Here is a 22,278-nt window from a genome sequence, read left to right on the forward strand (position 1 = left end):
ACGGACCCCGGCGGCGGACCCCGCCGGCGGTCCTCAGTAGCGGTACTGCTCGTACTCGCCGGTGCCGTGGTACGGGTACTGCTGCGGGTCGTACTGCTCCTGGCCGGACCACTGCTGGGGGTAGGCGTCGGGCTGGGCGGCCTCCGTGGACCGCTGCTGCGGCACCCACACCCCGCCGGGCGGGGTGTCCGTGGAGTACTGCGCGTACTGGGCGTACTGCTGCTGGTACGGGTCCCCGTAGCCGTACGGCTGCGGCTGGGCGACGCCCGCGGTGCCGATGTACGGGTCGGAGTACGCCGCGTACACCTGCTGCTCTCCGCCGGGCTGGAAGCCGCCCTGGTAGGCGTAGCCGCCCTGGGTCTGCGGGTCGTAGTAGGCCGCGTACTGGTGGGCGTCCTGCTCGGCGGTGGTGAAGGGCGAGGCGAAGGGGGCGGTCTGCGCCGGATCGGCCGCGGGCGCGAAGCCGCCGGCGCCGGGTGCGAAGCCGCCGCCGTCGGGGCTGAAGCCGCCGCCGTCGGGGGCGAAACCGGCGCCGGGCGCGAAGCCCGGACCGGGGCCGGCGGGCTGTCCCTGGCCCTGGTTGCGGTCCGGCAGGCTCTGGATGCCGTACGAGCCGGTGTCCTCGGGCAGCGGCTCCGGGCGGAAGAAGGCCGGCTCGGGCCGGTCGTCGGCCTCGTCCTCGGGGCTGCCGGGGCCGGGGCCGCCCGCCGCGCCCCGCTCGTCGTACGCGAGGTCGGAGACGCGGAGCCCGCCGGCCGGGCCGCCCGCGGCGCCGCGGCGGCGTTTGGCGGCCGGCTGCGGCTGCTCCTCGGGCGCGCCGCGGCGCAGTGCCCAGCCCGCCACGAATCCCTTGCGGAAGGACAGTGTCACCAGGGTCTGCCCCACGGCGAAGGCCAGGGCCCCGGCGCCGATGACCGGAACGGAGGGGAGTATCACGCCGGCGACCACGCCGAGGAACCCGGAGAAGGCCAGCAGGCGCCAGCGGAGCCGGGCCTTGTACTGGAGCAGGACCTCGGCGAGCAGCCACAGCGCGACCAAGCCGAACGCGCCGTAGAGCACGTACATCCCCATGCCTGGCCCCTCTCGCTACGGCCGCCCCGGGGTGCGGCCGGTCTAGGCCCGCTGGTGCAGACCGAGGTTCTCGTAGATCTCGAGAGTCGCCGTGGAGTTGTTCAGCGTGATGAAGTGCAGCCCCGGGACACCCTCGGACAGCAGCCTCGCGCAGAACTCCGTGGCGAACTCGATGCCAATGGAGCGTACAGCGGCCGCGTCGTCCTTGACGGCGAGCATGCGCTCTTTCACGTCCGCGGGGAAGACCGCGTTGCTGAGCTGGGGCAGCCGGTCGAGCTGCTTGATGCCCACAACAGGCATGACCTCAGGGATGATCGGGGTGTCGCAGCCCGCCTTCTGGACGCTGTCGCGGAGCCTCAGATAATTCTCCGGATCGAAGAACATCTGGGTGATCGCGTAGTCCGCACCGGCACGGCATTTGTCCACGAAGTGCTGGATGTCCGTGTCCCAGTCGCTCGACCGCGGGTGCATCTCGGGGAAGGCCGCGACGCCGACGCAGAAGTCGCCGGACTCCTTGAGCAGCCGGACCAGGTCGGCGGCGTAGTGGACGCCGTCCGGGTGCGGCACCCACGTCCCCATCGGGTCGCCCGGCGGGTCGCCGCGCAGGGCGAGCATGTTGCGGATGCCGGCGTCCGCGAACTGCCCGATGACGTGGCGCAGTTCGGCGATGGAGTGGTCGACGGCGGTGAGGTGCGCGACCGGGGTGAGGGTGGTGTCGGCGGCGATCTCCTGGGTGGCCTTGACGGTGCCGCCGCGGGTGGAGCCGCCGGCCCCGTAGGTCACGGAGACGAAGCTCGGGGAAACCGCCTCGACCCGGCGGAGGGCGTTCCAGAGGTTCCGCTCGCCCTTCTCGGTCTTGGGCGCCCAGAACTCGAAGGAGTACGAGGGCGCGCCGGACGAGAGCAGTTCATGGACCGTGCGTGCACGGTCCGTCCAGGTCGAAGCGGTTCCAAGGGCCATACGGGCAGGTTAGACGGGCGCCAGTGCACTCCGAAGCCCTGTCCACGTATTGGACGCGTTTTTGGACACCCTGCCCGCCGGGCCGCAGGGAGCCCGGCGATTCGGACAAGCTGATCCAGAGGGCGCGTATCCGTCGGTCCGCGGCCGGGGTCGCCGCCGAGGTCCTCGTCAAGATCCCCGTCAGGGTCCTCGTCAGGCGAGCCGCTCGCGGACCCGCTTGGCCAGGTCCGCGGCGGCGGCACCGGGGTCGGAGGCCTCGGTGAGGGCGCGGACGACCACGACCCGGGTGGCGCCGGCGTCCAGCACCTCGTCCAGGTTCCCGGCGTCGATGCCGCCGATGGCGAACCAGGGGCGGGGCTGGTCGAGGGAGGCGGCGTAGCGGACGAGGTCCAGACCGGGCGCGTGACGGCCGGGCTTGGTGGGGGTGGGCCAGCAGGGGCCGGTGCAGAAGTAGTCGACGCCGGGCTCGGCGACGGCCGCGTCCACCTCGGCCTCGGCGTGGCAGGAGCGGCCGATGACCACCGAGGCGGGCAGGATGGCGCGGGCGGCCGGGACGGGGATGTCGCCCTGGCCGAGGTGCAGCACGTCGGAACCGATGGCGTGGGCGACGTCGGCGCGGTCGTTCACCGCGAGGAGCTTGCCGTGGCGGCGGGCCGCCTCGGCGAAGACCCGGAGGTGTTCGAGCTCCTCGGCGGCCTCCATGCCCTTGTCGCGGAGCTGGACGATGTCCACGCCGCCGCCGAGGACCGCGTCCAGGAACTCGGGCAGGTCGCCCTGGCGCTTGCGGGCGTCGGTGCAGAGGTAGAGCCGGGCATCGGCCAGGGACATGGGAAACCCCCCGGGTGGGCGGGGTACGGGCCCGCGAGGGGCCCGTACGCCCGTGAGTGGATCGGTGGTGTCTGTCGCGACGCTGCGACGGGTGCGGCTGTGCGTCCGTCGCGACGTCGCGACCGGTGCGGCTGAGCGGGACGGTCAGACGGCGAGCGCCTGTGCGCGGCGCTTCACCTCCGTGCCGCGATTCTCGCTCAGGGCCTGCGCGGGGGTGCCGGGCAGGGTCGGGTCGGCGGTGAAGAGCCACTCGAGCATCTCTTCGTCGGTGAAGCCGTCGTCCCTGAGCAGGGTCAGGGTCCCGGCGAGGCCCTTGACCACCTTGTCGCCGTCGATGAAGGCGGCGGGCACCTGGAGCGCCCGGTTCTCACCCCTCCGTACGGCGATGAGCTGGCCCTCCTTGACCAGCTGGCGGATCCGGGTCACCTCGACGCCGAGCATGTCGGCGATGTCGGGGAGGTAGAGCCACTCGGGGACGAGAGCGTCGGTTTTTGCGTCAATCTCGGTCACGCGGCCAAGCCTGCCATCCCTGGCGGGCGCCCGGTACCCGAGCCGCCCGTCCGGGGGCCCCACCCCCCGGACGGTCGGCGGCCCGGCGGAGGACGGAGCCGCCAGGGCCTGTCCGGCGGATCATGGCCGGACAGACCCTAAGCGGTGGCGGATTTGAGGGGGACCGCGGGGTCGGAGAGCTTGGACGGGTCCATGGGGGTGGCCGATTCGATCAGGCGGCGGCCCTGGGCGATGTCGCGGGGGCGGCCGACCGCGAGGAGGGCGGTCAGGGCGCCGTCCCGGAGCCAGCAGACCGACCAGGACGCCTCCGCTGGGTTTCCGCGGAGCAGCCGGGTGTCGGCGCCGGCGTGGTGGCCGGCGTACTGGACGAAGCGGCCGAACTGCTCCGACCAGAAGTACGGCACCGGGTCGTACGCCCGGTCCCCGCCCAGGATGTTCAGCGCGACCGTCCGCGGGCCCTGCAGCGCGTTGTCCCAGTGGTGCACCAGCAGCCGCTTGCCGTAGCGCGCGGAGGGGAAGGAGGCGCAGTCCCCGACCGCGTAGACCTCCGGCAGCGAGGTCCGCAGCCGGTCGTCGGCGGTGACCGAGCCGTCCGGGCCGAGCTCCACGCCCGTGCCGGCCAGCCAGTCGGTGGCGGGGCGGGCGCCGATGCCGACCACCACCGCACCGGCCGGCAGCTCCCGGCCGTCGGCCAGCCGGACCAGGCCGGGCTCGACCGAGGCGACCTTCACGCCGGTGAGCAGGCGGACGCCGGCCTCCGCGTACCAGTCGGCCATCGGGCCGGTGACCTCGTCGGGCAGCGTGCCCGCCAGGACCCGGTCGGCGGCTTCGACCACGGTCACGGCGCAGCCGGCCGCGCGGGCGGCCGTGGCGAACTCCGCGCCGATCCAGCCCGCGCCCACGACCACCAGGTCACGGGCCTCGGCGAGGACCGGCCGCAGCCGCTCCGCGTCGTCCAGGGTGCGCAGCAGGTGCACGCCGGGGACGCCTTCGGTGCCCGGCAGGGTCAGCGGTCCGGCGCCGGTGGCGAGGACCAGGTGGCCGTACGGGACCGGGCCGGCGGCGGTGTCCAGTTCCCGGGCCTCCGGGCGCAGCGCGGTGACTTCCAGGCCGAGCCGGAGCTCGATGCCGAGGTCCTCGAAGTCCACGTCGAAGGCGGAGCCCTCGGCCTCGCCGAGCAGGACCGCCTTGGAGAGCGGGGGCCGGTCGTAGGGCTGGTGCGGTTCGGCGCCGATCAGGGTGACCGGGCCGGTGTACCCCGCCTCGCGCAGGGCCACGGCCGTCTGTACGCCGGCCATTCCGGCCCCGACGATGACCACGCCACCCGCGGCCGGCGCGTCCGCGGGGTCCTTCTGATCCGTCAGTTCGATCTGATTGCTCACGCCCGACACCCTAACTATCTGACGCTCCGTCAGGAATAGGCGGCGGCCGGTCGCCCTTACCCGGGTCCGGCGGCGGAGGTAGGGTGGCCACCGTATCCAACCGCGGGAGTCCGGGCGCACCGGACTGAGAGGGAGGCTGGCCGGCCTCCGACCGTACGAACCTGATCCGGGTCATGCCGGCGAAGGGAGGGGCTCGACGCCCATGCGTTCATTCACCCACGGATCCGGGGATTCCTCCGGGCTCCCGTCCGGAAGTCCGTCCCAGGGCTCGACCCGGAGCTCGTCCCGGGGCCGGTCCGCCGGCTCGGACGTGCTCGTCGTCGGGGGCGGCATCATCGGGCTGGTCACCGCCTGGCGGGCGGCCCGGCGCGGCATGTCCGTCGCGCTCGCCGACCCGGCGCCCGGCGGCGGCGCCGCCCAGGTCGCGGCGGGCATGCTGGCCGCCGTCACCGAGCTGCACTACGGCGAGGAGACCCTGCTGGGCCTCAACCTCGCCTCCGCCGCCCGGTACGAGGAGTTCGCCGCGGAACTCGGCCACGCCAGCGGCGGACTGGACATCGGCTACCGCGCCTGCGGCACCCTCGCGGTGGCCCTGGACTCCGACGACCGCCTGCACCTGCGCGAACTCCACGCCCTGCAACGGCGCTGCGGCCTGGAGTCCGAGTGGCTGACCGGCCGCGAGTGCCGCCGCCTGGAGCCGATGCTGGCGCCCGGCGTCCGCGGCGGGCTGCGCGTGGACGGCGACCACCAGGTCGACCCGCGCCGGCTGGCCGCCGCCCTGGTCGCCGCCTGCGAGCGGGCCGGAGTGGTCTTCCACCGCGCCACCGCAGAGCGGCTGACCGTCACCGCCGGCCGGGCCTCCGGCGCCCTGCTCGACGACGGCACGCAGCCGGCCGCCGACCAGGTGGTGCTGGCGGCGGGCAGCCTCAGCGGACGGCTGGACGGAGTCCCGGCGGAAGCCGTGCCGCCCGTACGCCCGGTCAAGGGGCAGGTGCTCCGGCTCACGGTGCCGGCGGCGTACGCGCCCTTCCTGTCCCGGACGGTCCGCGCGGTGGTGCGCGGCAGCCACGTCTACCTGGTGCCGCGGGAGAACGGCGAACTCGTCGTCGGCGCGACCAGCGAGGAACTCGGCTGGGACACCACGGTCACCGCGGGCGGGGTGTACGAACTCCTGCGGGACGCCCACGAGCTGGTGCCCGGCATCACCGAACTCCCGCTCACCGAGACCCGGGCGGGACTGCGGCCCGGCTCCCCGGACAACGCTCCGCTGCTGGGCCCGACCGAACTCCCCGGACTGCACCTGGCCACCGGCCACTACCGCAACGGGGTGCTGCTGACACCGGTCACCGGGGACGTGCTGGCCGAGGTCCTGGCCACCGGCGAACTCCCCGACGTGGCCCGCCCGTTCACCCCCCGCCGGTTCTCACCCGGCCCCGTCGGGGCGACGGCCGCCCGAGAGGAGTCCTACGCATGACCATCTCCGTCAACGGCGAGCCCCGCGAGGTCGCCGCGGGCACCACGCTGGACCTGGTGGTGGCCACCCTCACCACGGCCCCGTCCGGGGTCGCGGCCGCCCTCAACGAGACCGTCGTACCGCGTGGGCAGTGGCCGGCCACGCCGGTCGGCGAGGGCGACCGGGTCGAGATCCTCACCGCCGTCCAGGGAGGCTGAGCGCGATCATGGCTGATGACCTGTTCTCCCTCGGCGGGCGGACCTTCTCCTCCCGCCTGATCATGGGCACCGGCGGCGCGCCGAGCCTGGAGATCCTGGAGCGGGCGCTGGTCGCCTCCGGAACGGAGCTGACCACCGTCGCCATGCGCCGACTGGACCCCACGGTCCAGGGCTCGGTGCTGTCGGTCCTCTCCAAGCTCGGCATCGGCGTGCTGCCGAACACCGCCGGCTGCTTCACCGCGGGCGAGGCCGTGCTGACCGCGCGGCTCGCGCGGGAGGCGCTGGGCACGGACTGGATCAAGCTGGAGGTCGTCGCGGACGAGCGGACCCTGCTGCCTGACGGCGAGGAGCTGCTCGCCGCCGCGGAGACGCTGGTGGACGACGGCTTCACGGTGCTGCCCTACACCAACGACGACCCGGTGCTCGCCCGGAAGCTGGAGGACGTGGGCTGCGCGGCGATCATGCCGCTGGGCTCGCCCATCGGCTCGGGGCTGGGGATCCGGAACCCGCACAACTTCGAGCTGATCGTGGAGCGGGCGGGGGTACCGGTGATCCTCGACGCGGGGGCGGGCACCGCGTCGGACGTCGCGCTGGCGATGGAGCTGGGGTGTGCGGCGGTGATGCTGGCGTCGGCGGTGACCCGGGCGCAGGAGCCGGTGCTCATGGCCGCGGCGATGCGGGACGCGGTATCGGCGGGCCGGCTGGCGTACCGGGCGGGGCGGATCCCGGTCCGCCGCTTCGCCCACGCCTCGTCCCCGGCCGAGGGCGTCGCCGCCCTCGACCCCGAACGCCCGGCGTTCTGACCGCGTCCGCCGCGCGGCACGTTCCCCCTCCCCACCCTCCCCCACACTTCGTGCGGGGGACCCCCATCCCGAAACCGGGGCCTGCGGCCCCGGACCCCGCCCACCTGCGGGCCCCGGGGCGCCCCCCGGTGTGAGCAGGCGTTCCGCAGGGCGGAACGGGTGGGCACACCGGAACCCAGCTCCGCTCGTGCAGCGGGGTCCGGGGCGGAGCCCCGGTTTCGGGAAAGGGGCGGGAAGGGGAATGGCCCCGCGCAGCGGCAGGCGCAGCCATGGCCACGTCACAGGTGTGCCGCAAGCTCGACCACCACGGCCAGGCGCAGCCGGCCCGCTCGTAGAATCGCCGGGTGGATACGACCCTGGATGACCCCCTCGTCGGGCGCGTGCTCGACGGCCGCTACCGCATCGACGCCCGGATCGCGGCCGGCGGCATGGCCACGGTCTACCGCGCCCTCGACACCCGCCTCGACCGCGTCCTCGCGCTGAAGATCATGCACCCCGCCCTCGCGGCCGAGCCCGGCTTCGTCGAGCGGTTCATCCGGGAGGCGAAGTCGGTGGCCCGGCTCGCCCACCCCAACGTGGTGGCGGTCTTCGACCAGGGCACCGAGGGGCCCTACGTCTACCTCGCCATGGAGTACGTCTCCGGCTGCACCCTGCGCGACGTGCTGCGCGAGCGCGGTGCGCTCCAGCCGCGGGCGGCGCTGGACGTCCTGGAACCGGTGCTCGCCGCGCTCGGCGCCGCGCACCGCGCGGGGTTCGTGCACCGGGACATGAAGCCCGAGAACGTCCTGATCGGCGACGACGGCAGGGTGAAGGTCGCCGACTTCGGGCTGGTCCGCAGTGTGGACACCGTCACCAGCACCACCGGGGCCGTCCTCGGCACCGTCTCCTACCTCGCCCCCGAGCAGATCGAGAACGGCACCGCCGACACCCGGGCCGACGTCTACGCCTGCGGCGTGGTGCTGTACGAGATGCTCACCGGCGGCAAACCGCACACCGGCGACACTCCCGCCCAGGTGCTCTACCGGCACCTGGGCGAGGACGTGCCCGCGCCCTCCGCCGCCGTGCCGGGCCTGCCGGCCGCGCTGGACGGGCTGGTCGCCGCGGCCACCGCACGCGCGCCCGAGCGGCGCCCGGACGACGCGGTGGCGCTGCTGGGCCTGGCGCGTGACGCCCGTGCCGGGCTGACCGAGGCCGAGCTGGACGCCGTACCGCCGCAGGCGCGGGCCGAGGTGCGCTCCTCCTCCGAGGACCGCACCGGGGTGATCCCCCGCCCGATGGGCGTGCCCACGCACAACCCGCACCACACCTCGCGGCTGGAGATGCCGCCGGTGCCGCCCGCTCCGTCCGCGCCTCCGGCCTCCCGGCTGCGGGCGCCGCGCCGCGGGGTACTGCTCGCGCTGGCGGGGGTGCTGCTCCTGCTCGGCCTCGGCACCGGTGTCTGGTACATCAGCTCCGGGCAGTTCACGCAGGTCCCGCCGGTGCTGGGGAAGACCGAGCAGCAGGCCCGGAAGCAGCTGAAGGAAGCCGGGCTCGGGGTGAAGGGCGTGGACCGGAAGTTCAGCGACACCTTCGAGCGCGGCGCCGTCATGGACAGCGTCCCGGCGCCCGGGAAGCAGATCCGCGGGAACGGCGCGGTCACCCTCGTGGTGTCGCGGGGACCGGAGATCGTGTCCGTACCCAACCTCAGGCGCAAGCCGCTGGAGGCGGCCAAGGCCGAGCTCACCAAGGCGGGCCTGGCTCCCGGCATGGTCACCCAGGCCTTCAGTGAGGCCGTCCCGCAGGGCGCGGTGATCAGCAGCGACCCGGCGGGCGGCGAGAAGCGCGCACCGGACACGGCGGTGGCGCTGGTGGTCAGCAAGGGTCGGCCGGTGCCGGTGCCCGCCACCGTCGGACTGCCGGCGGACCAGGCCCGGGCCGCCCTGGAGGGCCTCGGACTGAAGGTCGAGACGGCCGCCGAGCAGGTCAACTCGCCGCAGCCGGCCGGCCGGGTCGCGAACCAGTCGGTGGCGCCGGGCACCCAGGCCGCGGCGGGGGACACGGTGACGCTGACCGTGTCCAAGGGTCCGCGGCTGGTGCCGGTCCCGGACGTGCGGGGCCGGAACGTGGACGACGCCCGGAAGGCGCTGGCGGCCGCCGGGTTCCAGGTGAAGGTGGACCGGCCGTTCCTGTCGTTCTCCGACACCGTGGACGCCCAGTCGGTACCGGGCGGCTCCACCGCCCCCGAGGGCAGCACGATCACCATCCGGGCCAAGGGGCTGTAGCAGCACGTGAACGACGCCGTACGCAATCCGGTGGGCGGGCACGTGCCCGTCGCGGGCGGGCTCGCCACCGTCGGGCTCACCTACGCGCGCGAGATGGGTGCCGAGGCCGTGCAGGTCTTCGTCGCCAATCCGCGCGGCTGGGCCACCCCGACCGGGAACCGGGCCCAGGACGAGCTGTTCCGCACGCAGTGCGCGGAGGAGGGCGTCCCCGCCTACGTGCACGCGCCGTACCTGATCAACTTCGGCTCGCACACCGAGGCCACCGTGGAGAAGTCGGTGGAATCGCTGCGGCATTCGCTGCGCCGCGGGCGGGAGATCGGTGCACTGGGCGTGGTGGTGCACACCGGTTCGGCGACCGGGGGCCGACCGCGCGAGGCGGCGTACGCGCAGGTCAGGGAGCACATGCTGCCGCTGCTGGACGAGCTCACGCATGACGACGACCCGTTCCTGCTGCTGGAATCCACCGCCGGGCAGGGGTCCTCGCTCTGCTCGCGGACCTGGGACTTCGGGCCGTACTTCGAGGCCCTGGACTCCCACCCCAAGCTCGGGATCTGCCTGGACACCTGCCACGTCTTCGCGGCGGGCCACGACCTGGCCGGGCCGGGCGGGGCCAAGGAGACCCTGGACCTGCTGGTGGAGACCGTGGGACCGGGCCGGCTGAAGCTGATCCACGCGAACGACTCCAAGGAGGGCGTGGGCGCGCACAAGGACCGGCACGCCAACATCGGCGCCGGGCACATCGGCCGGGACGCCTTCGCCGAGCTGATGACGCACGGGGAGACGGCCGGGGTGCCGCTGATCATCGAGACGCCGGGCGGCAAGGAGGGGCACGCGGCCGATGTCGCGCTGCTGAAATCGCTCCGCTGATCGTTCACCCGTTGAGGAATACCCCTAGGGGGTATACGGTTCTGTCTGTCGGCAGGACCGTTACTCTGACGTTCCCAGGGGGTTCCCATGGACCACGCGCAGCACGCACACGGCACAGACGCCCATCACGACCGGCACGGGCAGCACGGACAGCACGAGCAGCACGGCGAGCAGCACCAGCAGCACGGGCACGGCGAGCACCACGGTCCGTCCGGCCATGAGGGCCACCAGGGACACGAAGGACACCAGGGCCACGAGGGCCACGCCGGCCCGCACGAGCACCACGGGCACGGCCACCACGGCGGCGGCCCCGTCAGCTGGGCCATGGCGGCGAAGGCCACCCTGCACTGCCTGACCGGATGCGCCATCGGCGAGGTACTGGGCATGATCATCGGCACCGCGCTGGGCTGGGGCAACGCCCCGACCATGGTCCTGGCGATCATCCTGGCGTTCTTCTTCGGCTACGCGCTCACCCTGCGCGGGATCATGGGCGCCGGGGTCGACTTCCGTACCGCCGTCCGGGTGGCGCTGGCCGCCGACACCCTGTCCATCGCCGTCATGGAACTGATCGACAACGGTGTGATCGCCCTGTGGCCGGGCGCCATGGACGCCCACCTGTCGGACCCGCTGTTCTGGATCGTGCTGGCGATCGCCCTGGCGGCCGCCTTCGTGATCACCACCCCGGTCAACAAGTGGATGATCGGCCGCGGCAAGGGCCACGCGGTGGTCCACCAGTACCACCACTGAGCGACCCGCCGAGCGACGGCTCCCAGGAGGAGCCGGGGGACGGCCCCCGAGGACTAGAGTTCGGGGCCGTCCCCCGGCTCCTCCTGGTACGAGTAGCGCTGCTCCCGCCAGGGGTCACCGATGTTGTGGTAGCCGCGCTCCTCCCAGAAGCCGCGGCGGTCGGCGGTCATGTACTCCACGCCGCGCACCCACTTGGGCCCCTTCCAGGCGTAGAGGTGCGGGACGACCAGCCGGAGCGGGAACCCGTGCTCGGCGGTGAGCAGTTCACCGCCCTGGTGCGTGGCGAAGACCGTGCGGTCGGAGGCGAAGTCCGAGAGCCGCATGTTGGAGCTGAAGCCGTACTCGGCCCACACCATCACGTGGGTGACCTCAGGCGCCGGCGGCGCCAGTTCGAGCACGGTGCGGGCCAGCACCCCACCCCATTCGGCCCCCTGCATGCTGAACTTCGTGACACAGTGCAGGTCCGCGACGACCGAGGTGAAGGGCAGGGCCGAGAACTCCTCGTGGTTCCAGCAGTGCTTCTCGCCGTCGGCGGTGGCCCCGAAGACCCTGAACTCCCAGCGGTCCGGCTTGAACTTGGGCACGGGCCCGTAGTGCGTGACCGGCCAGCCCCGCTGCAACCGCTGCCCCGGGGGGAGCTCCAGCTGCTCTGCTCCCGGAGATTCCCGGCTGTCCGGCTGACCCATGACTCCATGGTGACAGACGGGCAAGGGTGGTCATGACCAGGTGACCTTGATTCGGGCAACTCCTACTAAGGAGGCACTTACTGGACGGCCCTCGGCGGCGGTGCAAGGATGCGCGCACTGCCACGTTCTCTTGTCTTTGGAAGGAGCCTGTTGCCATGCAGGGCGACCCCGAGGTCCTCGAGTTCCTGAACGAACAGCTCACCGGTGAGCTCACCGCGATCAACCAGTACTGGCTGCACTACCGCATTCAGGACAACAAGGGCTGGACCAAGCTCGCCAAGTACACGCGTGAAGAGTCCATCGACGAGATGAAGCATGCGGACAAGCTCACCGAGCGGATCCTCATGCTGGACGGCCTGCCGAACTACCAGCGGCTGTTCCACGTCCGGGTGGGCCAGACCCTCACCGAGATGTTCCAGGCGGACCGGCAGGTCGAGGTGGAGGCGATCGACCGGCTCAAGCGCGGCGTCGAGGTCATGCGCGGCAAGGGCGACATCACCTCGGCGCGGCTCTTCGAGGAGATCCTGGCGGACGAGGAGCACCACATCGACTACCTCGACACCCAGCTGGAGCTCATCGAGACCCTGGGCGAGCCGCTCTACATCGCCCAGCTCGTCGAGCAGCCGGAGAGCTAGGCCGCTTCGGCGAGCTCGGACTCCGGCGCCAGGACGGCGGCCGTCGTCCGGCCCTTCTCCAGCAGCTCGCGCCGGGGGCACGCCCCCCGGCCCAGCAGGCCCTGGATGGTGCGGACGCAGGAGCCGCAGTCGGTGCCGGCCTTGGTGGCCGAGGCGATCTGGCGGGGGGTGCAGGCCCCGGCAGCCGCGTGTTCCTTCACCTGCTTGTCGGTGATGCCGAAGCAAGAGCAGACGTACACGCGGTTCACCTCCCTGAGAGGAATGCTCGGACCAGCCATCCCCTATTCGGTGAGGCTTACCTAACCGTACCCAAACTTAGGTTTCCCTAAAAGGCCTGGAGACGACTGTGGGGCGCGGATCACAGATCCACGCCCCACAGCTCGTAGGAAGCCACCTACTGATCACGACTCACTGGTCGCGGTACATCTCCGCCACCAGGAACGCCAGGTCCAGCGACTGGCTGCGGTTGAGCCGCGGGTCGCAGGCCGTCTCGTAGCGCTGGTGCAGGTCGTCGACGAAGATCTCGTCGCCGCCGCCCACGCACTCGGTGACGTCGTCGCCGGTGAGCTCCACGTGGATGCCGCCCGGGTGGGTGCCCAGCGCCTTGTGGACCTCGAAGAAGCCCTTGACCTCGTCGAGCACGTCGTCGAAGCGGCGGGTCTTGTGGCCGGAGGCCGCCTCGAAGGTGTTGCCGTGCATCGGGTCGGTGACCCAGGCGACGACCGCACCGGACGCGGTGACCTTCTCCACCAGCTCGGGCAGCTTGTCGCGGACCTTGTCGGCGCCCATGCGGACGACGAAGGTCAGCCGGCCCGGCTCGCGGTCCGGGTCGAGGCGGTCGATGTAGGTCAGGGCCTCGTCCACCGTGGTGGTGGGGCCGAGCTTGATGCCGACCGGGTTGGCGATCTGCGAGCAGAACTCGATGTGCGCGTGGTCCAGCTGGCGGGTGCGCTCACCGATCCAGACCATGTGGCCGGAGGTGTCGTACAGCTTCCCGGTGCGGGAGTCCGTACGGGTGAGGGCGCCCTCGTAGTCGAGCAGCAGCGCCTCGTGGGAGGCGTAGAACTCCACCGCCTTGAACTCGGCCGGGTCGGTGCCACAGGCCTTCATGAAGTTCAGGGCGTTGTCGATCTCCCGCGCGAGCGCCTCGTAGCGCTGCCCGGACGGGGAGGACTTCACGAAGTCCTGGTTCCAGGCGTGCACCTGGCGCAGGTCCGCGTAGCCACCGGTGGTGAAGGCGCGCACCAGGTTCAGCGTCGACGCGGACGCGTGGTACATGCGCTTCAGGCGCTCCGGGTCCGGGACCCGGGCCTCCTCGGTGAAGGCGAAGCCGTTGACGGAGTCGCCGCGGTAGGTCGGCAGCGTCACCCCGTCGCGGGTCTCGGTGTCCTTGGAGCGCGGCTTGGAGTACTGGCCGGCGATGCGCCCGACCTTGACCACCGGCACGGAGGCCGCGTAGGTCAGGACGGCCGACATCTGGAGCAGCGTCTTGAGCTTGGCGCGGATGTGGTCGGCGGACACGGCGTCGAAGGCCTCGGCGCAGTCGCCGCCCTGGAGGAGGAACGCCTCGCCCCGGGCGACGGCTCCCAGGCGGGCGCGCAGCTGGTCGCATTCACCCGCGAAAACGAGGGGAGGATACGACTCGAGGTCCGCGACGACAGCGCGCAGAGCCTCGGCATCGGGGTACGAAGGCTGCTGCGCCGCGGGCAGGTCTCGCCAGGTCGCCTTGACGGCGGAGGCGTGGGTTTCAGCGTTCACGGTCACCTCGTAAACATTACGTCGTGAATGCCGTTGTCCGACCCGGTGCCCACAACGTGAGACGGGAATCTCCGGATTCACACGCTGGAAGGTGTAGGGTCACCGGCATGTTCGCGCAGTGCAACCAGAACTGGTGGTGGACCGCTCATCCGGCGGCCCACTGACTGCGCGTACCCGTTACTGACGCGAAGGCCGCCCGAGGGGCGGCCTTCTTCCTTTCCCGGGCCGTTCCTCCGCGCCTCCCCGGCCGCCCCTGGAAGGAACCGCAATGAGTCAGGTCAGTCCCCCCGGCAGACTGCTCGACCGGCTGCTCGATCCCGCCGGTCCGCCCTTCGCCCTGCTGCGGCGCCGCACCCCGGGCCGCGACCACGACACCGTCGAGGTGCTCACCGGCCCGGTCCGGGAGGTCGCACGCCTGGCCGACCTCCCGGTCGGCGGGCTGCCCTCGCTCGCCCTGGTCCCGTTCCGGCAGATCCGCGAGCGCGGGTTCGACGTACGGGACGACGGCACGCCGCTGTGCGTCCTGGAGGCGGAGGAGGCCCACGAGGTCCCGCTCGCGGAGGCCCTGGCCGCACTTCCGGACCGGCCGGTCGCCGTCACCGGCGGGGGCTTCGACGTCACCGACGAGGAGTACGCGCGGACCGTCCGCCGGGTGATCGAGGACGAGATCGGCCGGGGCGAGGGGGCGAACTTCGTCATCCGCCGCACCTACCGGGGCCGGATCGACGGGTTCGGGCGGGCCGACGCCCTCGCCCTGTTCCGGCGACTGCTGGCGGGCGAGCGGGGCGCGTACTGGACGTACGTCGTGCACACCGGCGACCGGACGCTGGTCGGGGCCAGTCCCGAGGTGCACGTCCGGATGTCCGGGGAGACCGTCGTGATGAACCCGATCAGCGGCACCTACCGCTACCCGGCCGGCGGGCCCGACGCGGAATCACTGCTGGCCTTCCTCGACGACCGCAAGGAGCGCGAGGAGCTCTCCATGGTGGTCGACGAGGAACTGAAGATGATGTGCACCGTCGGCGACCGCGGCGGGGTGGTGGTCGGGCCGCGCCTGAAGGAGATGGCCCACCTCGCGCACACCGAGTACGAGCTGCGCGGCCGCTCCTCGCTGGACGTGCGCGAGGTACTGCGGGAGACCATGTTCGCCGCCACCGTGACCGGCTCTCCGGTGCAGAACGCCTGCCGGGTGATCGAGCGGTACGAGGCCGGCGGCCGGGGCTACTACGCGGGCGCGCTGGCCCTGCTGGGCCTGGACGCGAACGGGACGCAGACCCTGGACTCCCCCATCCTGATCCGCACCGCCGACATCTCCCCCGACGGCACCGTGCGGGTGCCGGTCGGCGCCACGCTGGTCCGGCACTCCGACCCGGCCGGGGAGGTGGCCGAGACACACGCGAAGGCGGCCGGGGTGCTGGCGGCGCTGGGCGTACGGGCGCCCGCCGGGTCGCGCCCGGCGGCTCCGGCCGGCCCGGCCGCCCCGCTCGCGGAAGACCCCCGGGTGCGGACCGCGCTGGCCTCCCGGCGCGCCGGACTGGCCCCGTTCTGGCTGCGGATGCAGGACCGGCCCGCCGGACCGGCCGGCCGCGCCCTGGTGGTGGACGCCGAGGACACCTTCACCGCGATGCTGGCCCACCTGCTGCGGGTGTCCGGCCTGGACGTGACCGTACGCCGACATGACGACCCCGGGCTGCGGACGGCCGCGCTGGCCTGGGAGGGCCCGGTCGTCCTCGGCCCCGGCCCCGGCAACCCGGGGGACTCCGCCGACCCCCGGATGCGCACCCTGCGCGCGCTGACGGCGGACCTGCTCGCCGGCCACCCGCACGGCCTGCTCGGGGTCTGCCTCGGCCACGAGCTGCTCGCCGCGGAGCTGGGGCTGCCGCTGGTCCGCAAGGCGGAGCCGGCGCAGGGGGCGCAGACCCGGATCGGCTTCTTCGGGTCGCCGGAGGTGGTCGGCTTCTACAACACGTACACGGCGGCCTGTGACCCCGAGCTCGCGGCACGGCTGGCGGAGCGGGGCGTGGAGGTCTCCCGGGACCCGGCCACGCAGGAAGTGCACGCGCTGCGCGGGCCGGGCTTCGCCGGGGTCCAGTTCCACCCGGAGTCGGTGCTCACCCTGCGCGGGGCGGAGCTGGTGGGGGAACTGCTGGCCGGGATCACGGCCCGGACGGCGGCGTAGCGGCGACCCGGAAGCGGGGCCGCGTCGGAGCGAGGGCGTGGCAGCCGCGGGCCGGGCCTGGCATGCTCACGATGGATCTTCGAATTGGATCTTGATCTGAGCGGGCCGGACCCCGAACGGGCCGGCCGGGGGGAGTCGAGGATGTCGGACGGGCAGTTGCTCCTGGCGGAGCGGTTCGAGGCGGACCGGGCGCACCTGAGGTCGGTGGCCTACCGGATGCTGGGCTCGCTCAGCGAGGCCGAGGACGCCGTGCAGGACGCCTGGCTGCGGGCGAGCGGCGCCGACATCAGCGCGGTGCAGAACCTCACGGGGTGGCTGACCACGGTGGTGGGCCGGGTGTGCCTGAACATGCTGCGGACCCGGCGGACCCGGGGCGAGGAGTCGCTGGACGCCCCGGGGACCGGCGATCCCGCTCTCGGGCCCGGACAGGGCACGGACCCCGAGCGGGAGGCCGTGATGGCCGACTCGGTCGGGGTGGCGCTGCTGGTGGTGCTGGACACGCTGGCGCCGGCCGAACGGGTCGCGTTCGTCCTGCACGACATGTTCGCCGTGCCCTTCGAGGACATCGCCCGGCTGATCGACCGGACCCCGGCGGCGACCCGGCAGTTGGCCAGCCGGGCCCGCCGCCGGGTCAAGGGCGGCAGCCCGCTGCCCGAGTCCGACCTGACCCGGCGCCGCCGGGTGGTCGACGCCTTCCTGTCCGCCACCCGCGGCGGGGACTTCGAGGCGCTGCTCGCCCTGCTCGACCCCGACGTGGTCCTGCGGGCCGACCGGTCGGTGGTCCCCACCCCCGAGCCGATCCTGGTGGGCGGTGCCGTCGCGGTCGCGCAGGGTGCCATGGCGGCCATGGCACGGGCCCGGCTCACCGGCCCCGCGCTGGTCGACGGGTCGGTCGGGCTGGCCATGGCCCGGCACGGGCGGCTGTACCTGGTCCTGTCGTTCACCTTCGGGGAGGGCGAGAGCGCCGGCCTCATCACCGGGATCGACATCATCGCGGACGAGGAACGGCTGGCCGGGGTGGAACTCGGCGTGCCGGCCGCATAGGTCCCGGTGCCGCCGGGGCGCGAGACGCCCCGGCGGCGCGGTGTCGGCGCCGACACCGGTGACGGCACCGGCGTCAGCCGAAGAAGACCCCGACCTCCCGGTACAGCTCGGGGTCCACCGTCTTCAGCTTCGCCGTGGCCTCGGCGATGGGCACCCGCACCACGTCGGTGCCCTTCAGCGCCACCATCTTCCCGAAGTCCCCGTCCCGGACCGCATCGATGGCGTGCAGACCGAAGCGGGTGGCCAGCCAGCGGTCGTACGCGCTCGGGGTGCCGCCGCGCTGGACATGCCCGAGCACGGTGGTCCGGGCCTCCTTGCCGGTGCGCGCCTCGATCTCCTTGGCGAGCCACTCGCCGACGCCGGAGAGCCGCACGTGCCCGAAGGAGTCCTTGGTCGCGTCCTTGAGTACCATCTCGCCGTCCTTGGGCATGGCGCCCTCGGCGACCACGACGATCGGCGCGTAGCTGGCCTTGAACCGGGAGGTGACCCAGGCGCACACCTGGTCCAGGTCGAAGCGCTGCTCGGGGATCAAGATGACGTTGGCGCCGCCGGCCAGCCCGGAGTGCAGGGCGATCCAGCCGGCGTGCCGCCCCATCACCTCCACCACCAGGACCCGCATGTGGGACTCGGCGGTGGTGTGCAGGCGGTCGATGGCCTCGGTGGCGATGCCCACGGCGGTGTCGAAACCGAAGGTGTAGTCGGTGGCCGACAGGTCGTTGTCGATGGTCTTCGGCACGCCCACGCACGGGACGCCGAACTCGGCGTGGAGGCGGGCGGCCACCCCGAGGGTGTCCTCGCCGCCGATCGCGATCAGGGCGTCGACCTCGTTCTTGGCGAGGTTCTCCTTGATGTCGCGGACGCCGTTCTCGGTCTTGAACGGGTTCGTGCGGGAGGAACCGAGGATGGTGCCGCCGCGCGGCAGGATGCCGCGTACGGCGGGGATGTCCAGCGGGAGGGTGGCCCCCTCCACCGGTCCCCGCCAGCCGTCCCGGAAGCCGACGAACTCGTAGCCGTACTCCTGGACACCCTTGCGGACGATGCCGCGGATCACCGCGTTGAGCCCGGGGCAGTCGCCGCCGCCGGTGAGCACTCCGACCTTCATGGAATCTCCCTCTCCCTTCGCCATGGCGGTCACGCTAGGGGGCCGTGACCTGGGCCGTTCGGGCGTGAAGCGGCAATTCCGCAGGAACGACGGGGTGTGGTGCGCGTCAGGTTCACCCGCAGGAGGGAGGGGCGAGGGACGGTGAGCGACGGTTTTGCCGTCTCCGCAAACTTCCTGGGCCGCCGGAGACGTACGGACGCACGCTGGCCGGGCACGTGCTTCCGGACGCGAGGGGCGGACCATGACAGACACACGGAACGGCACACAGACCGGCATACAGACCGGCACGCAGACCGGCATCCAGACCGGCTCACGATCCGGGGCCGGGATTCCGGCGGGAACCGGAACGGGCGAGGAGGGCGTTCCGGGCGGACCGAGCGCGCGGAGGCGCTGGACGGTGCTGGCCGTCTGCGCCCTGAGCATGTTCCTGGTGGGCCTGGACACCACCGTCGTCAACGTGGGCCTGCCGGCGATCGGGCAGGGCCTGGGAACCGGTACCCGCGGTCTGGAATGGACCGTGGACGCGTACACCCTCGTCCTGGCCGCCCTCCTCATCTCCTCCGGCGCGCTCGCGGACCGCTACGGCCGCCGCCGCGTGTTCCGGTGCGGGCTGGCCGTGTTCGGTGCGGCCTCGCTGGTCTGCGCGGTCGCCCCGTCCCTGGAGGTGCTCGTCGCCGCCCGGGCCCTCCAGGGGGTCGGCGCCTCCATGCTCAGTCCCGTGGCCCTGGCCATCGTGGTGAACGCCATGCCCGACCCGAGGGAGCGGGCCCAGGCGATCGGCGTCTGGGCGGCGGTCTTCGGGCTCAGCATGGCCGCCGGGCCCGTCACGGGCGGCGCCCTCGTCGCGGCCTTCGGCTGGCGGTCGCTGTTCTGGGTGAACCTGCCGGTCGTCGTGGCCGCGCTCGTCCTCACCACGGTGTTCGTGCCGGAGTCCCGGGCGGCCCGGGCCCGGCGGCTCGACCTGCCCGGCCAGGCCCTGCTGACCGTGATCGTCGCCGTCTCGGTCGGCGTCCTCATCGAAGGCCCGCACCTCGGCTGGACCTCGCCCGCGGCCCTGGCCGGCTACGCCCTCGCGGCCGCGGCCACCGCCGGGTTCGTACGGGTGGAGTCCCGCCGGGAGGAGCCGCTGGTGGACCTGGAGCTGTTCCGGCGTCCGGCCTTCCGCGGGGCGTTCCTGGGCGCGGTGGCGGTCTTCGCCGCCCTCAGCACGGCGTTGCTGCTCAACACCCTCTACCTGCAGCACGTCCGGGGCTGGACACCGCTCGCCTCGGGCCTCGCGACCCTGCCGATGGCCCTGGGGGCGACCGTCTGCGCCCCCTGGTCCGGGCGGCTGACCGGCCGGACCGGACCCCGGCTGCCGCTCGTCCTGGCCGGCGGCTTCATCACCGCCGGCGGACTGTGCCTGGCCCGGCTCGACGACGGCACCGGCGTGGCCCTGCTGCTGTCCGCGTATCTGCTCGTCGGCATCGGATTCGGCTTCGCCAACGCCCCGATCACCAACACCGCGGTCGGCGGACTGCCGCCCGCCCGGGCCGGCGTGGCCGGAGCGATCACCTCCGCCGCCCGCCAGCTCGGCTCCGCGATCGGCATCGCCGTCGCGGGCGGCCTGGTCGCGGGTGCCGGACCGGACGGGCTCGCCCACGCCTCCCGGCCGGGCTGGATCCTGGTGGCCGCGTGCGGAGCGCTGCTGCTCCAGGTCGCTCGCACGGCCCGCCCGGCCGGCCGGGGCGCGTAGGCGAGCCGAGGCCGCGCGCTTTCGCGCCGCGCGCTTCGTGCCTCGTGCCGCGCGCTTCGTGCCTCGCGCCTCAGGCGTCGTCGAGGCCGCGCTCGATGGCGTAACGGACGAGCTCCACCCGGTTGTGCAGCTGCAGCTTGCCCAGGGTGTTCTGGACGTGGTTCTGCACCGTGCGGTGCGAGATCACCAACCGCTCCGCGATCTGCTTGTACGACAGCCCCTTGGCCACCAGCCGCAGCACCTCGGTCTCCCGGTCGGTCAGCTGCGGGGCCTTCGGCTCGTCGGCGGCGGCCGGCGCCGGGTCGGTGGCCAGCCGCCGGTACTCGCCGAGTACCAGCCCGGCCAGGCCCGGCGTGAACACCGGGTCGCCGACCGCGGTCCGGCGCACCGCGTCGATCAGCTCCCCGGCGCCCGCGGACTTCAGCAGATAGCCGGTGGCGCCGGACTTCACCGCCTCCAGTACGTCGGCGTGCTCACCGCTCGCCGACAGCACCAGCACGCGCAGCGCCGGGTTGACCCCGACCAGCTCCTTGCAGACCTGCACCCCGGGCATACCGGGCAGGTTGAGGTCGAGGACGAGCACGTCGGGGCCGGCCGCCAGGGCACGGCGGACCGCCTGCGGGCCGTCCCCGGCCGTGGCGACCACGTCGAACCCGGCCGCGCCGAGGTCACGGGCCACCGCGTCCCGCCACATCGGATGGTCGTCCACGACCATCACCTTGATACCGCTCACGCCGTCGGCGCCCTGCACGTCGGCTCTGCCGTTCACGTCGGCCGTCATCCCTTGTCCGTCCTCCCCCTGGGTACCTTCAGTTCCACTTCGGTGCCCTGTCCCGGTACGGACACCAGCTCGGCGGTGCCGCCGAGATCACGCAGTCGGCCGCGGATGGACAGGGCCACCCCCATCCGGCCCTCGCCGGCCGCCTGGTCCAGCCGGCCCGGCGGGATCCCGGGCCCGTCATCGCGGACCGTGACGATCACCTCGTCGCCCCAGTCCTCCAGCAGGATCCAGGCCCGGGCCCCGTCCCCGGCGTGCTTGCGCACGTTGTCGAGGGCGGCTCCGACCGCGGCGGCCAGCTCCCGGGCCGCCGGGCCGGGCAGCACGACCGGGGTGCCCGGCTCCGCGAAGCTCACCCGGGACCCGGCGTGCGGGGCCAGCAGGGTGCGCAGATCGATCTCGGCGGCCTCGTCCTCACCCGTCCCCGGGTCGGCCACGTCGACGGTGTCGACCAGAGCGCCGTACGCGGCGTCACGGGAGACCCGGGAGGGCGGCACCAGCCCGCCGGCCACCAGGGTGCGCAGCGCCACCTCCTGCTCCCCCGCCATCCGGCCGAGCTCCGCGGCCTCCCCGCCGATCTCGCTGCCGCGCCGCTGGACCATGGCGAGGACCTGCAGGACCCCGTCGTGGATGTCCCGGGCCAGCCGCTCCCGCTCCCGGGTCGCGGCCTCGATCTCCAGGGCGCGGGCCAGGGTGGCCTCACTGGCCCGTGCGACCTCGACGACGTACCCGATGGCGATCGAGGCGACCCACACCAGCAGGACGTTGTGCAGGGTGTCCCGGGTGGGTTCGCCGCGCTGGACGATGTTGGCCACGGCCACGAAGGAGGAGGCGAAGAGGGCCCAGCGCCAGCCGCCCTTGATGGCGAAGGCGAGGACCGAGCCGGCGGTCCAGATGCTGGGGAGCGTGGGGCCGCCGCCCGCTATCCGCTCGGGGGCGTCGGCGAGCGGGGTGAGGAGGATGCCGGTCAGGGCGAGCGTGAGGTCGGCGCCGAGGAACCGGTTCGTGCAGCTCGCCGCGTTCGCGACCTTGCGGGTGGTGGCCAGGGTCCACACGGCCAGCACCCCGAGGTAGCACGCGGCCACCCAGGGCCGGACGAAGTTCCGGTGCGCCGAGGCGAACAGCAGCACCGCGTAGACCACGGTCAGCAGCCGGTAGGCGGTCAGCGCCCGCCACAGCGGCTGCTCGACCGACATGCGCACCACGCGCTCGCGCTTGACCATCTCCCCCACCCTTCGCGGGCCCCCTGACGGGTGGCCCC

23 protein-coding genes and 1 riboswitch are annotated in these 22,278 nt (G+C 73.2%); of the genes, 11 read left to right on the forward strand and 12 right to left on the reverse strand.

Annotated features, from left to right (window positions below; all coding sequences use genetic code 11):
* Window positions 1–33: 33 nt before the first annotated feature.
* From AC067U_RS06085 to AC067U_RS06105, 5 genes are all read right to left on the reverse strand, one after another.
* Complete coding sequence (locus tag AC067U_RS06085; RefSeq protein WP_478828444.1) at window positions 34–1,071, reverse strand: hypothetical protein; 1,038 nt, start codon at window positions 1,069–1,071, stop codon at window positions 34–36.
* A 42-nt stretch (window positions 1,072–1,113) separates the two neighbouring features.
* Complete coding sequence (gene metF / locus AC067U_RS06090) at window positions 1,114–2,031, reverse strand: methylenetetrahydrofolate reductase [NAD(P)H] (protein ID WP_478828445.1); 918 nt, start codon at window positions 2,029–2,031, stop codon at window positions 1,114–1,116.
* 192 nt (window positions 2,032–2,223) lie between these two features.
* Complete coding sequence (gene thiE, locus AC067U_RS06095; RefSeq protein WP_478828446.1) at window positions 2,224–2,859, reverse strand: thiamine phosphate synthase; 636 nt, start codon at window positions 2,857–2,859, stop codon at window positions 2,224–2,226.
* 144 nt (window positions 2,860–3,003) lie between these two features.
* The gene (locus AC067U_RS06100) at window positions 3,004–3,369 is read right to left on the reverse strand and encodes an Rv2175c family DNA-binding protein (protein WP_478828447.1); all 366 of its coding nucleotides are present in this window, start codon (window positions 3,367–3,369) and stop codon (window positions 3,004–3,006) included.
* Window positions 3,370–3,506: 137 nt separating this feature from the next.
* The gene (locus AC067U_RS06105) at window positions 3,507–4,667 is read right to left on the reverse strand and encodes an NAD(P)/FAD-dependent oxidoreductase (protein WP_478828916.1); all 1,161 of its coding nucleotides are present in this window, start codon (window positions 4,665–4,667) and stop codon (window positions 3,507–3,509) included.
* Between the two features lie 176 nt (window positions 4,668–4,843).
* Window positions 4,844–4,956: riboswitch (TPP riboswitch) on the forward strand.
* Here AC067U_RS06105 and thiO point away from each other — a divergent pair.
* From thiO to AC067U_RS06130, 5 genes are all read left to right on the forward strand, one after another.
* Window positions 4,954–6,225: a glycine oxidase ThiO gene (thiO, locus tag AC067U_RS06110; protein ID WP_478828448.1), complete on the forward strand. Its 1,272-nt coding sequence runs from the start codon at window positions 4,954–4,956 to the stop codon at window positions 6,223–6,225. Its footprint overlaps the riboswitch before it by 3 nt.
* Window positions 6,222–6,422 (forward strand): sulfur carrier protein ThiS, encoded by a 201-nt coding sequence (gene thiS, locus AC067U_RS06115; protein ID WP_365109989.1) that lies wholly within the window; start codon window positions 6,222–6,224, stop codon window positions 6,420–6,422. The genes thiO and thiS overlap by 4 nt, the downstream gene beginning before the upstream one ends.
* Window positions 6,423–6,430: 8 nt before the next feature.
* A complete protein-coding gene (locus tag AC067U_RS06120) occupies window positions 6,431–7,225 on the forward strand; it encodes a thiazole synthase (RefSeq protein WP_478828449.1) in 795 nt (264 codons plus the stop codon).
* Window positions 7,226–7,569: 344 nt separating this feature from the next.
* Window positions 7,570–9,486, forward strand: a complete 1,917-nt coding sequence (gene pknB, locus AC067U_RS06125) for a Stk1 family PASTA domain-containing Ser/Thr kinase (RefSeq protein ID WP_478828450.1) — start codon at window positions 7,570–7,572, stop codon at window positions 9,484–9,486.
* A 6-nt stretch (window positions 9,487–9,492) separates the two neighbouring features.
* The gene (locus AC067U_RS06130; RefSeq protein WP_478828451.1) at window positions 9,493–10,353 is read left to right on the forward strand and encodes a deoxyribonuclease IV; all 861 of its coding nucleotides are present in this window, start codon (window positions 9,493–9,495) and stop codon (window positions 10,351–10,353) included.
* Window positions 10,354–10,413: 60 nt separating this feature from the next.
* On the opposite strand, the gene AC067U_RS06135 is transcribed toward AC067U_RS06130, so the two are convergent.
* Window positions 10,414–10,653, reverse strand: a complete 240-nt coding sequence (locus tag AC067U_RS06135) for a hypothetical protein (RefSeq protein WP_478828452.1) — start codon at window positions 10,651–10,653, stop codon at window positions 10,414–10,416.
* A 24-nt stretch (window positions 10,654–10,677) separates the two neighbouring features.
* Between AC067U_RS06135 and AC067U_RS06140 the strand changes: the two genes are divergently transcribed.
* The gene (locus tag AC067U_RS06140; protein ID WP_478828453.1) at window positions 10,678–11,100 is read left to right on the forward strand and encodes a DUF4396 domain-containing protein; all 423 of its coding nucleotides are present in this window, start codon (window positions 10,678–10,680) and stop codon (window positions 11,098–11,100) included.
* A gap of 53 nt (window positions 11,101–11,153) precedes the next feature.
* On the opposite strand, the gene AC067U_RS06145 is transcribed toward AC067U_RS06140, so the two are convergent.
* Window positions 11,154–11,786 (reverse strand): sulfite oxidase-like oxidoreductase, encoded by a 633-nt coding sequence (locus AC067U_RS06145; protein ID WP_478828454.1) that lies wholly within the window; start codon window positions 11,784–11,786, stop codon window positions 11,154–11,156.
* A gap of 155 nt (window positions 11,787–11,941) precedes the next feature.
* Here AC067U_RS06145 and bfr point away from each other — a divergent pair, with 155 nt between their 5' ends.
* A complete protein-coding gene (bfr, locus tag AC067U_RS06150) occupies window positions 11,942–12,421 on the forward strand; it encodes a bacterioferritin (RefSeq protein ID WP_478828455.1) in 480 nt (159 codons plus the stop codon).
* Here bfr and AC067U_RS06155 read toward each other — a convergent pair.
* Both AC067U_RS06155 and AC067U_RS06160 read right to left on the reverse strand, forming a co-directional pair.
* The gene (locus tag AC067U_RS06155; protein ID WP_478828456.1) at window positions 12,418–12,669 is read right to left on the reverse strand and encodes a (2Fe-2S)-binding protein; all 252 of its coding nucleotides are present in this window, start codon (window positions 12,667–12,669) and stop codon (window positions 12,418–12,420) included. The two genes, bfr and AC067U_RS06155, sit on opposite strands and share 4 nt — an antisense overlap.
* 160 nt (window positions 12,670–12,829) lie before the next feature.
* Complete coding sequence (locus AC067U_RS06160) at window positions 12,830–14,185, reverse strand: class II 3-deoxy-7-phosphoheptulonate synthase (protein ID WP_478828457.1); 1,356 nt, start codon at window positions 14,183–14,185, stop codon at window positions 12,830–12,832.
* A 101-nt stretch (window positions 14,186–14,286) separates the two neighbouring features.
* Here AC067U_RS06160 and AC067U_RS06165 point away from each other — a divergent pair, with 101 nt between their 5' ends.
* The 3 genes from AC067U_RS06165 to AC067U_RS06175 all read left to right on the forward strand — a co-directional run bounded on the left by AC067U_RS06165 (window position 14,287) and on the right by AC067U_RS06175 (window position 17,402).
* The gene (locus tag AC067U_RS06165; protein ID WP_478828917.1) at window positions 14,287–14,343 is read left to right on the forward strand and encodes a trp operon leader peptide; all 57 of its coding nucleotides are present in this window, start codon (window positions 14,287–14,289) and stop codon (window positions 14,341–14,343) included.
* Window positions 14,344–14,447: 104 nt separating this feature from the next.
* The gene (locus AC067U_RS06170; protein ID WP_478828458.1) at window positions 14,448–16,358 is read left to right on the forward strand and encodes an anthranilate synthase family protein; all 1,911 of its coding nucleotides are present in this window, start codon (window positions 14,448–14,450) and stop codon (window positions 16,356–16,358) included.
* Window positions 16,359–16,499: 141 nt separating this feature from the next.
* Complete coding sequence (locus tag AC067U_RS06175; RefSeq protein ID WP_478828459.1) at window positions 16,500–17,402, forward strand: sigma factor; 903 nt, start codon at window positions 16,500–16,502, stop codon at window positions 17,400–17,402.
* 73 nt (window positions 17,403–17,475) lie between these two features.
* Here AC067U_RS06175 and AC067U_RS06180 read toward each other — a convergent pair whose 3' ends face one another.
* Window positions 17,476–18,504 (reverse strand): 6-phosphofructokinase, encoded by a 1,029-nt coding sequence (locus AC067U_RS06180; RefSeq protein ID WP_478828460.1) that lies wholly within the window; start codon window positions 18,502–18,504, stop codon window positions 17,476–17,478.
* Window positions 18,505–18,745: 241 nt separating this feature from the next.
* Here AC067U_RS06180 and AC067U_RS06185 point away from each other — a divergent pair, with 241 nt between their 5' ends.
* A complete protein-coding gene (locus tag AC067U_RS06185; protein ID WP_478828461.1) occupies window positions 18,746–20,239 on the forward strand; it encodes an MFS transporter in 1,494 nt (497 codons plus the stop codon).
* Window positions 20,240–20,309: 70 nt separating this feature from the next.
* Here AC067U_RS06185 and AC067U_RS06190 read toward each other — a convergent pair whose 3' ends face one another.
* Together AC067U_RS06190 and macS are read right to left on the reverse strand one after the other, a co-directional pair.
* The gene (locus tag AC067U_RS06190) at window positions 20,310–21,020 is read right to left on the reverse strand and encodes a response regulator (protein WP_478828462.1); all 711 of its coding nucleotides are present in this window, start codon (window positions 21,018–21,020) and stop codon (window positions 20,310–20,312) included.
* A complete protein-coding gene (gene macS / locus AC067U_RS06195; RefSeq protein WP_478828463.1) occupies window positions 21,017–22,240 on the reverse strand; it encodes a MacS family sensor histidine kinase in 1,224 nt (407 codons plus the stop codon). The genes AC067U_RS06190 and macS overlap by 4 nt, the downstream gene beginning before the upstream one ends.
* Window positions 22,241–22,278 lie beyond the last annotated feature (38 nt).

This window comes from Streptomyces sp. NPDC043853, assembly GCF_056436025.1.

Excerpts from the sequence above, each read along its gene's own strand:
- AC067U_RS06140 (WP_478828453.1), top strand. The coding sequence starts at position 10,678 with ATGGCGGCGAAGGCCACCCTGCACTGCCTGACCGGATGCGCCATCGGC.
- AC067U_RS06105 (WP_478828916.1), bottom strand. The coding sequence starts at position 4,667 with ATGGCCGGCGTACAGACGGCCGTGGCCCTGCGCGAGGCGGGGTACACC.
- thiE (WP_478828446.1), bottom strand. The coding sequence starts at position 2,859 with ATGTCCCTGGCCGATGCCCGGCTCTACCTCTGCACCGACGCCCGCAAG.
- AC067U_RS06175 (WP_478828459.1), top strand. The coding sequence starts at position 16,500 with ATGTCGGACGGGCAGTTGCTCCTGGCGGAGCGGTTCGAGGCGGACCGG.
- bfr (WP_478828455.1), top strand. The coding sequence starts at position 11,942 with ATGCAGGGCGACCCCGAGGTCCTCGAGTTCCTGAACGAACAGCTCACC.
- thiS (WP_365109989.1), top strand. The coding sequence starts at position 6,222 with ATGACCATCTCCGTCAACGGCGAGCCCCGCGAGGTCGCCGCGGGCACC.
- AC067U_RS06120 (WP_478828449.1), top strand. The coding sequence starts at position 6,431 with ATGGCTGATGACCTGTTCTCCCTCGGCGGGCGGACCTTCTCCTCCCGC.
- AC067U_RS06190 (WP_478828462.1), bottom strand. The coding sequence starts at position 21,020 with ATGACGGCCGACGTGAACGGCAGAGCCGACGTGCAGGGCGCCGACGGC.
- AC067U_RS06085 (WP_478828444.1), bottom strand. The coding sequence starts at position 1,071 with ATGGGGATGTACGTGCTCTACGGCGCGTTCGGCTTGGTCGCGCTGTGG.
- thiO (WP_478828448.1), top strand. The coding sequence starts at position 4,954 with ATGCGTTCATTCACCCACGGATCCGGGGATTCCTCCGGGCTCCCGTCC.
- AC067U_RS06170 (WP_478828458.1), top strand. The coding sequence starts at position 14,448 with ATGAGTCAGGTCAGTCCCCCCGGCAGACTGCTCGACCGGCTGCTCGAT.
- AC067U_RS06185 (WP_478828461.1), top strand. The coding sequence starts at position 18,746 with ATGACAGACACACGGAACGGCACACAGACCGGCATACAGACCGGCACG.
- macS (WP_478828463.1), bottom strand. The coding sequence starts at position 22,240 with ATGGTCAAGCGCGAGCGCGTGGTGCGCATGTCGGTCGAGCAGCCGCTG.
- AC067U_RS06180 (WP_478828460.1), bottom strand. The coding sequence starts at position 18,504 with ATGAAGGTCGGAGTGCTCACCGGCGGCGGCGACTGCCCCGGGCTCAAC.
- metF (WP_478828445.1), bottom strand. The coding sequence starts at position 2,031 with ATGGCCCTTGGAACCGCTTCGACCTGGACGGACCGTGCACGCACGGTC.
- AC067U_RS06145 (WP_478828454.1), bottom strand. The coding sequence starts at position 11,786 with ATGGGTCAGCCGGACAGCCGGGAATCTCCGGGAGCAGAGCAGCTGGAG.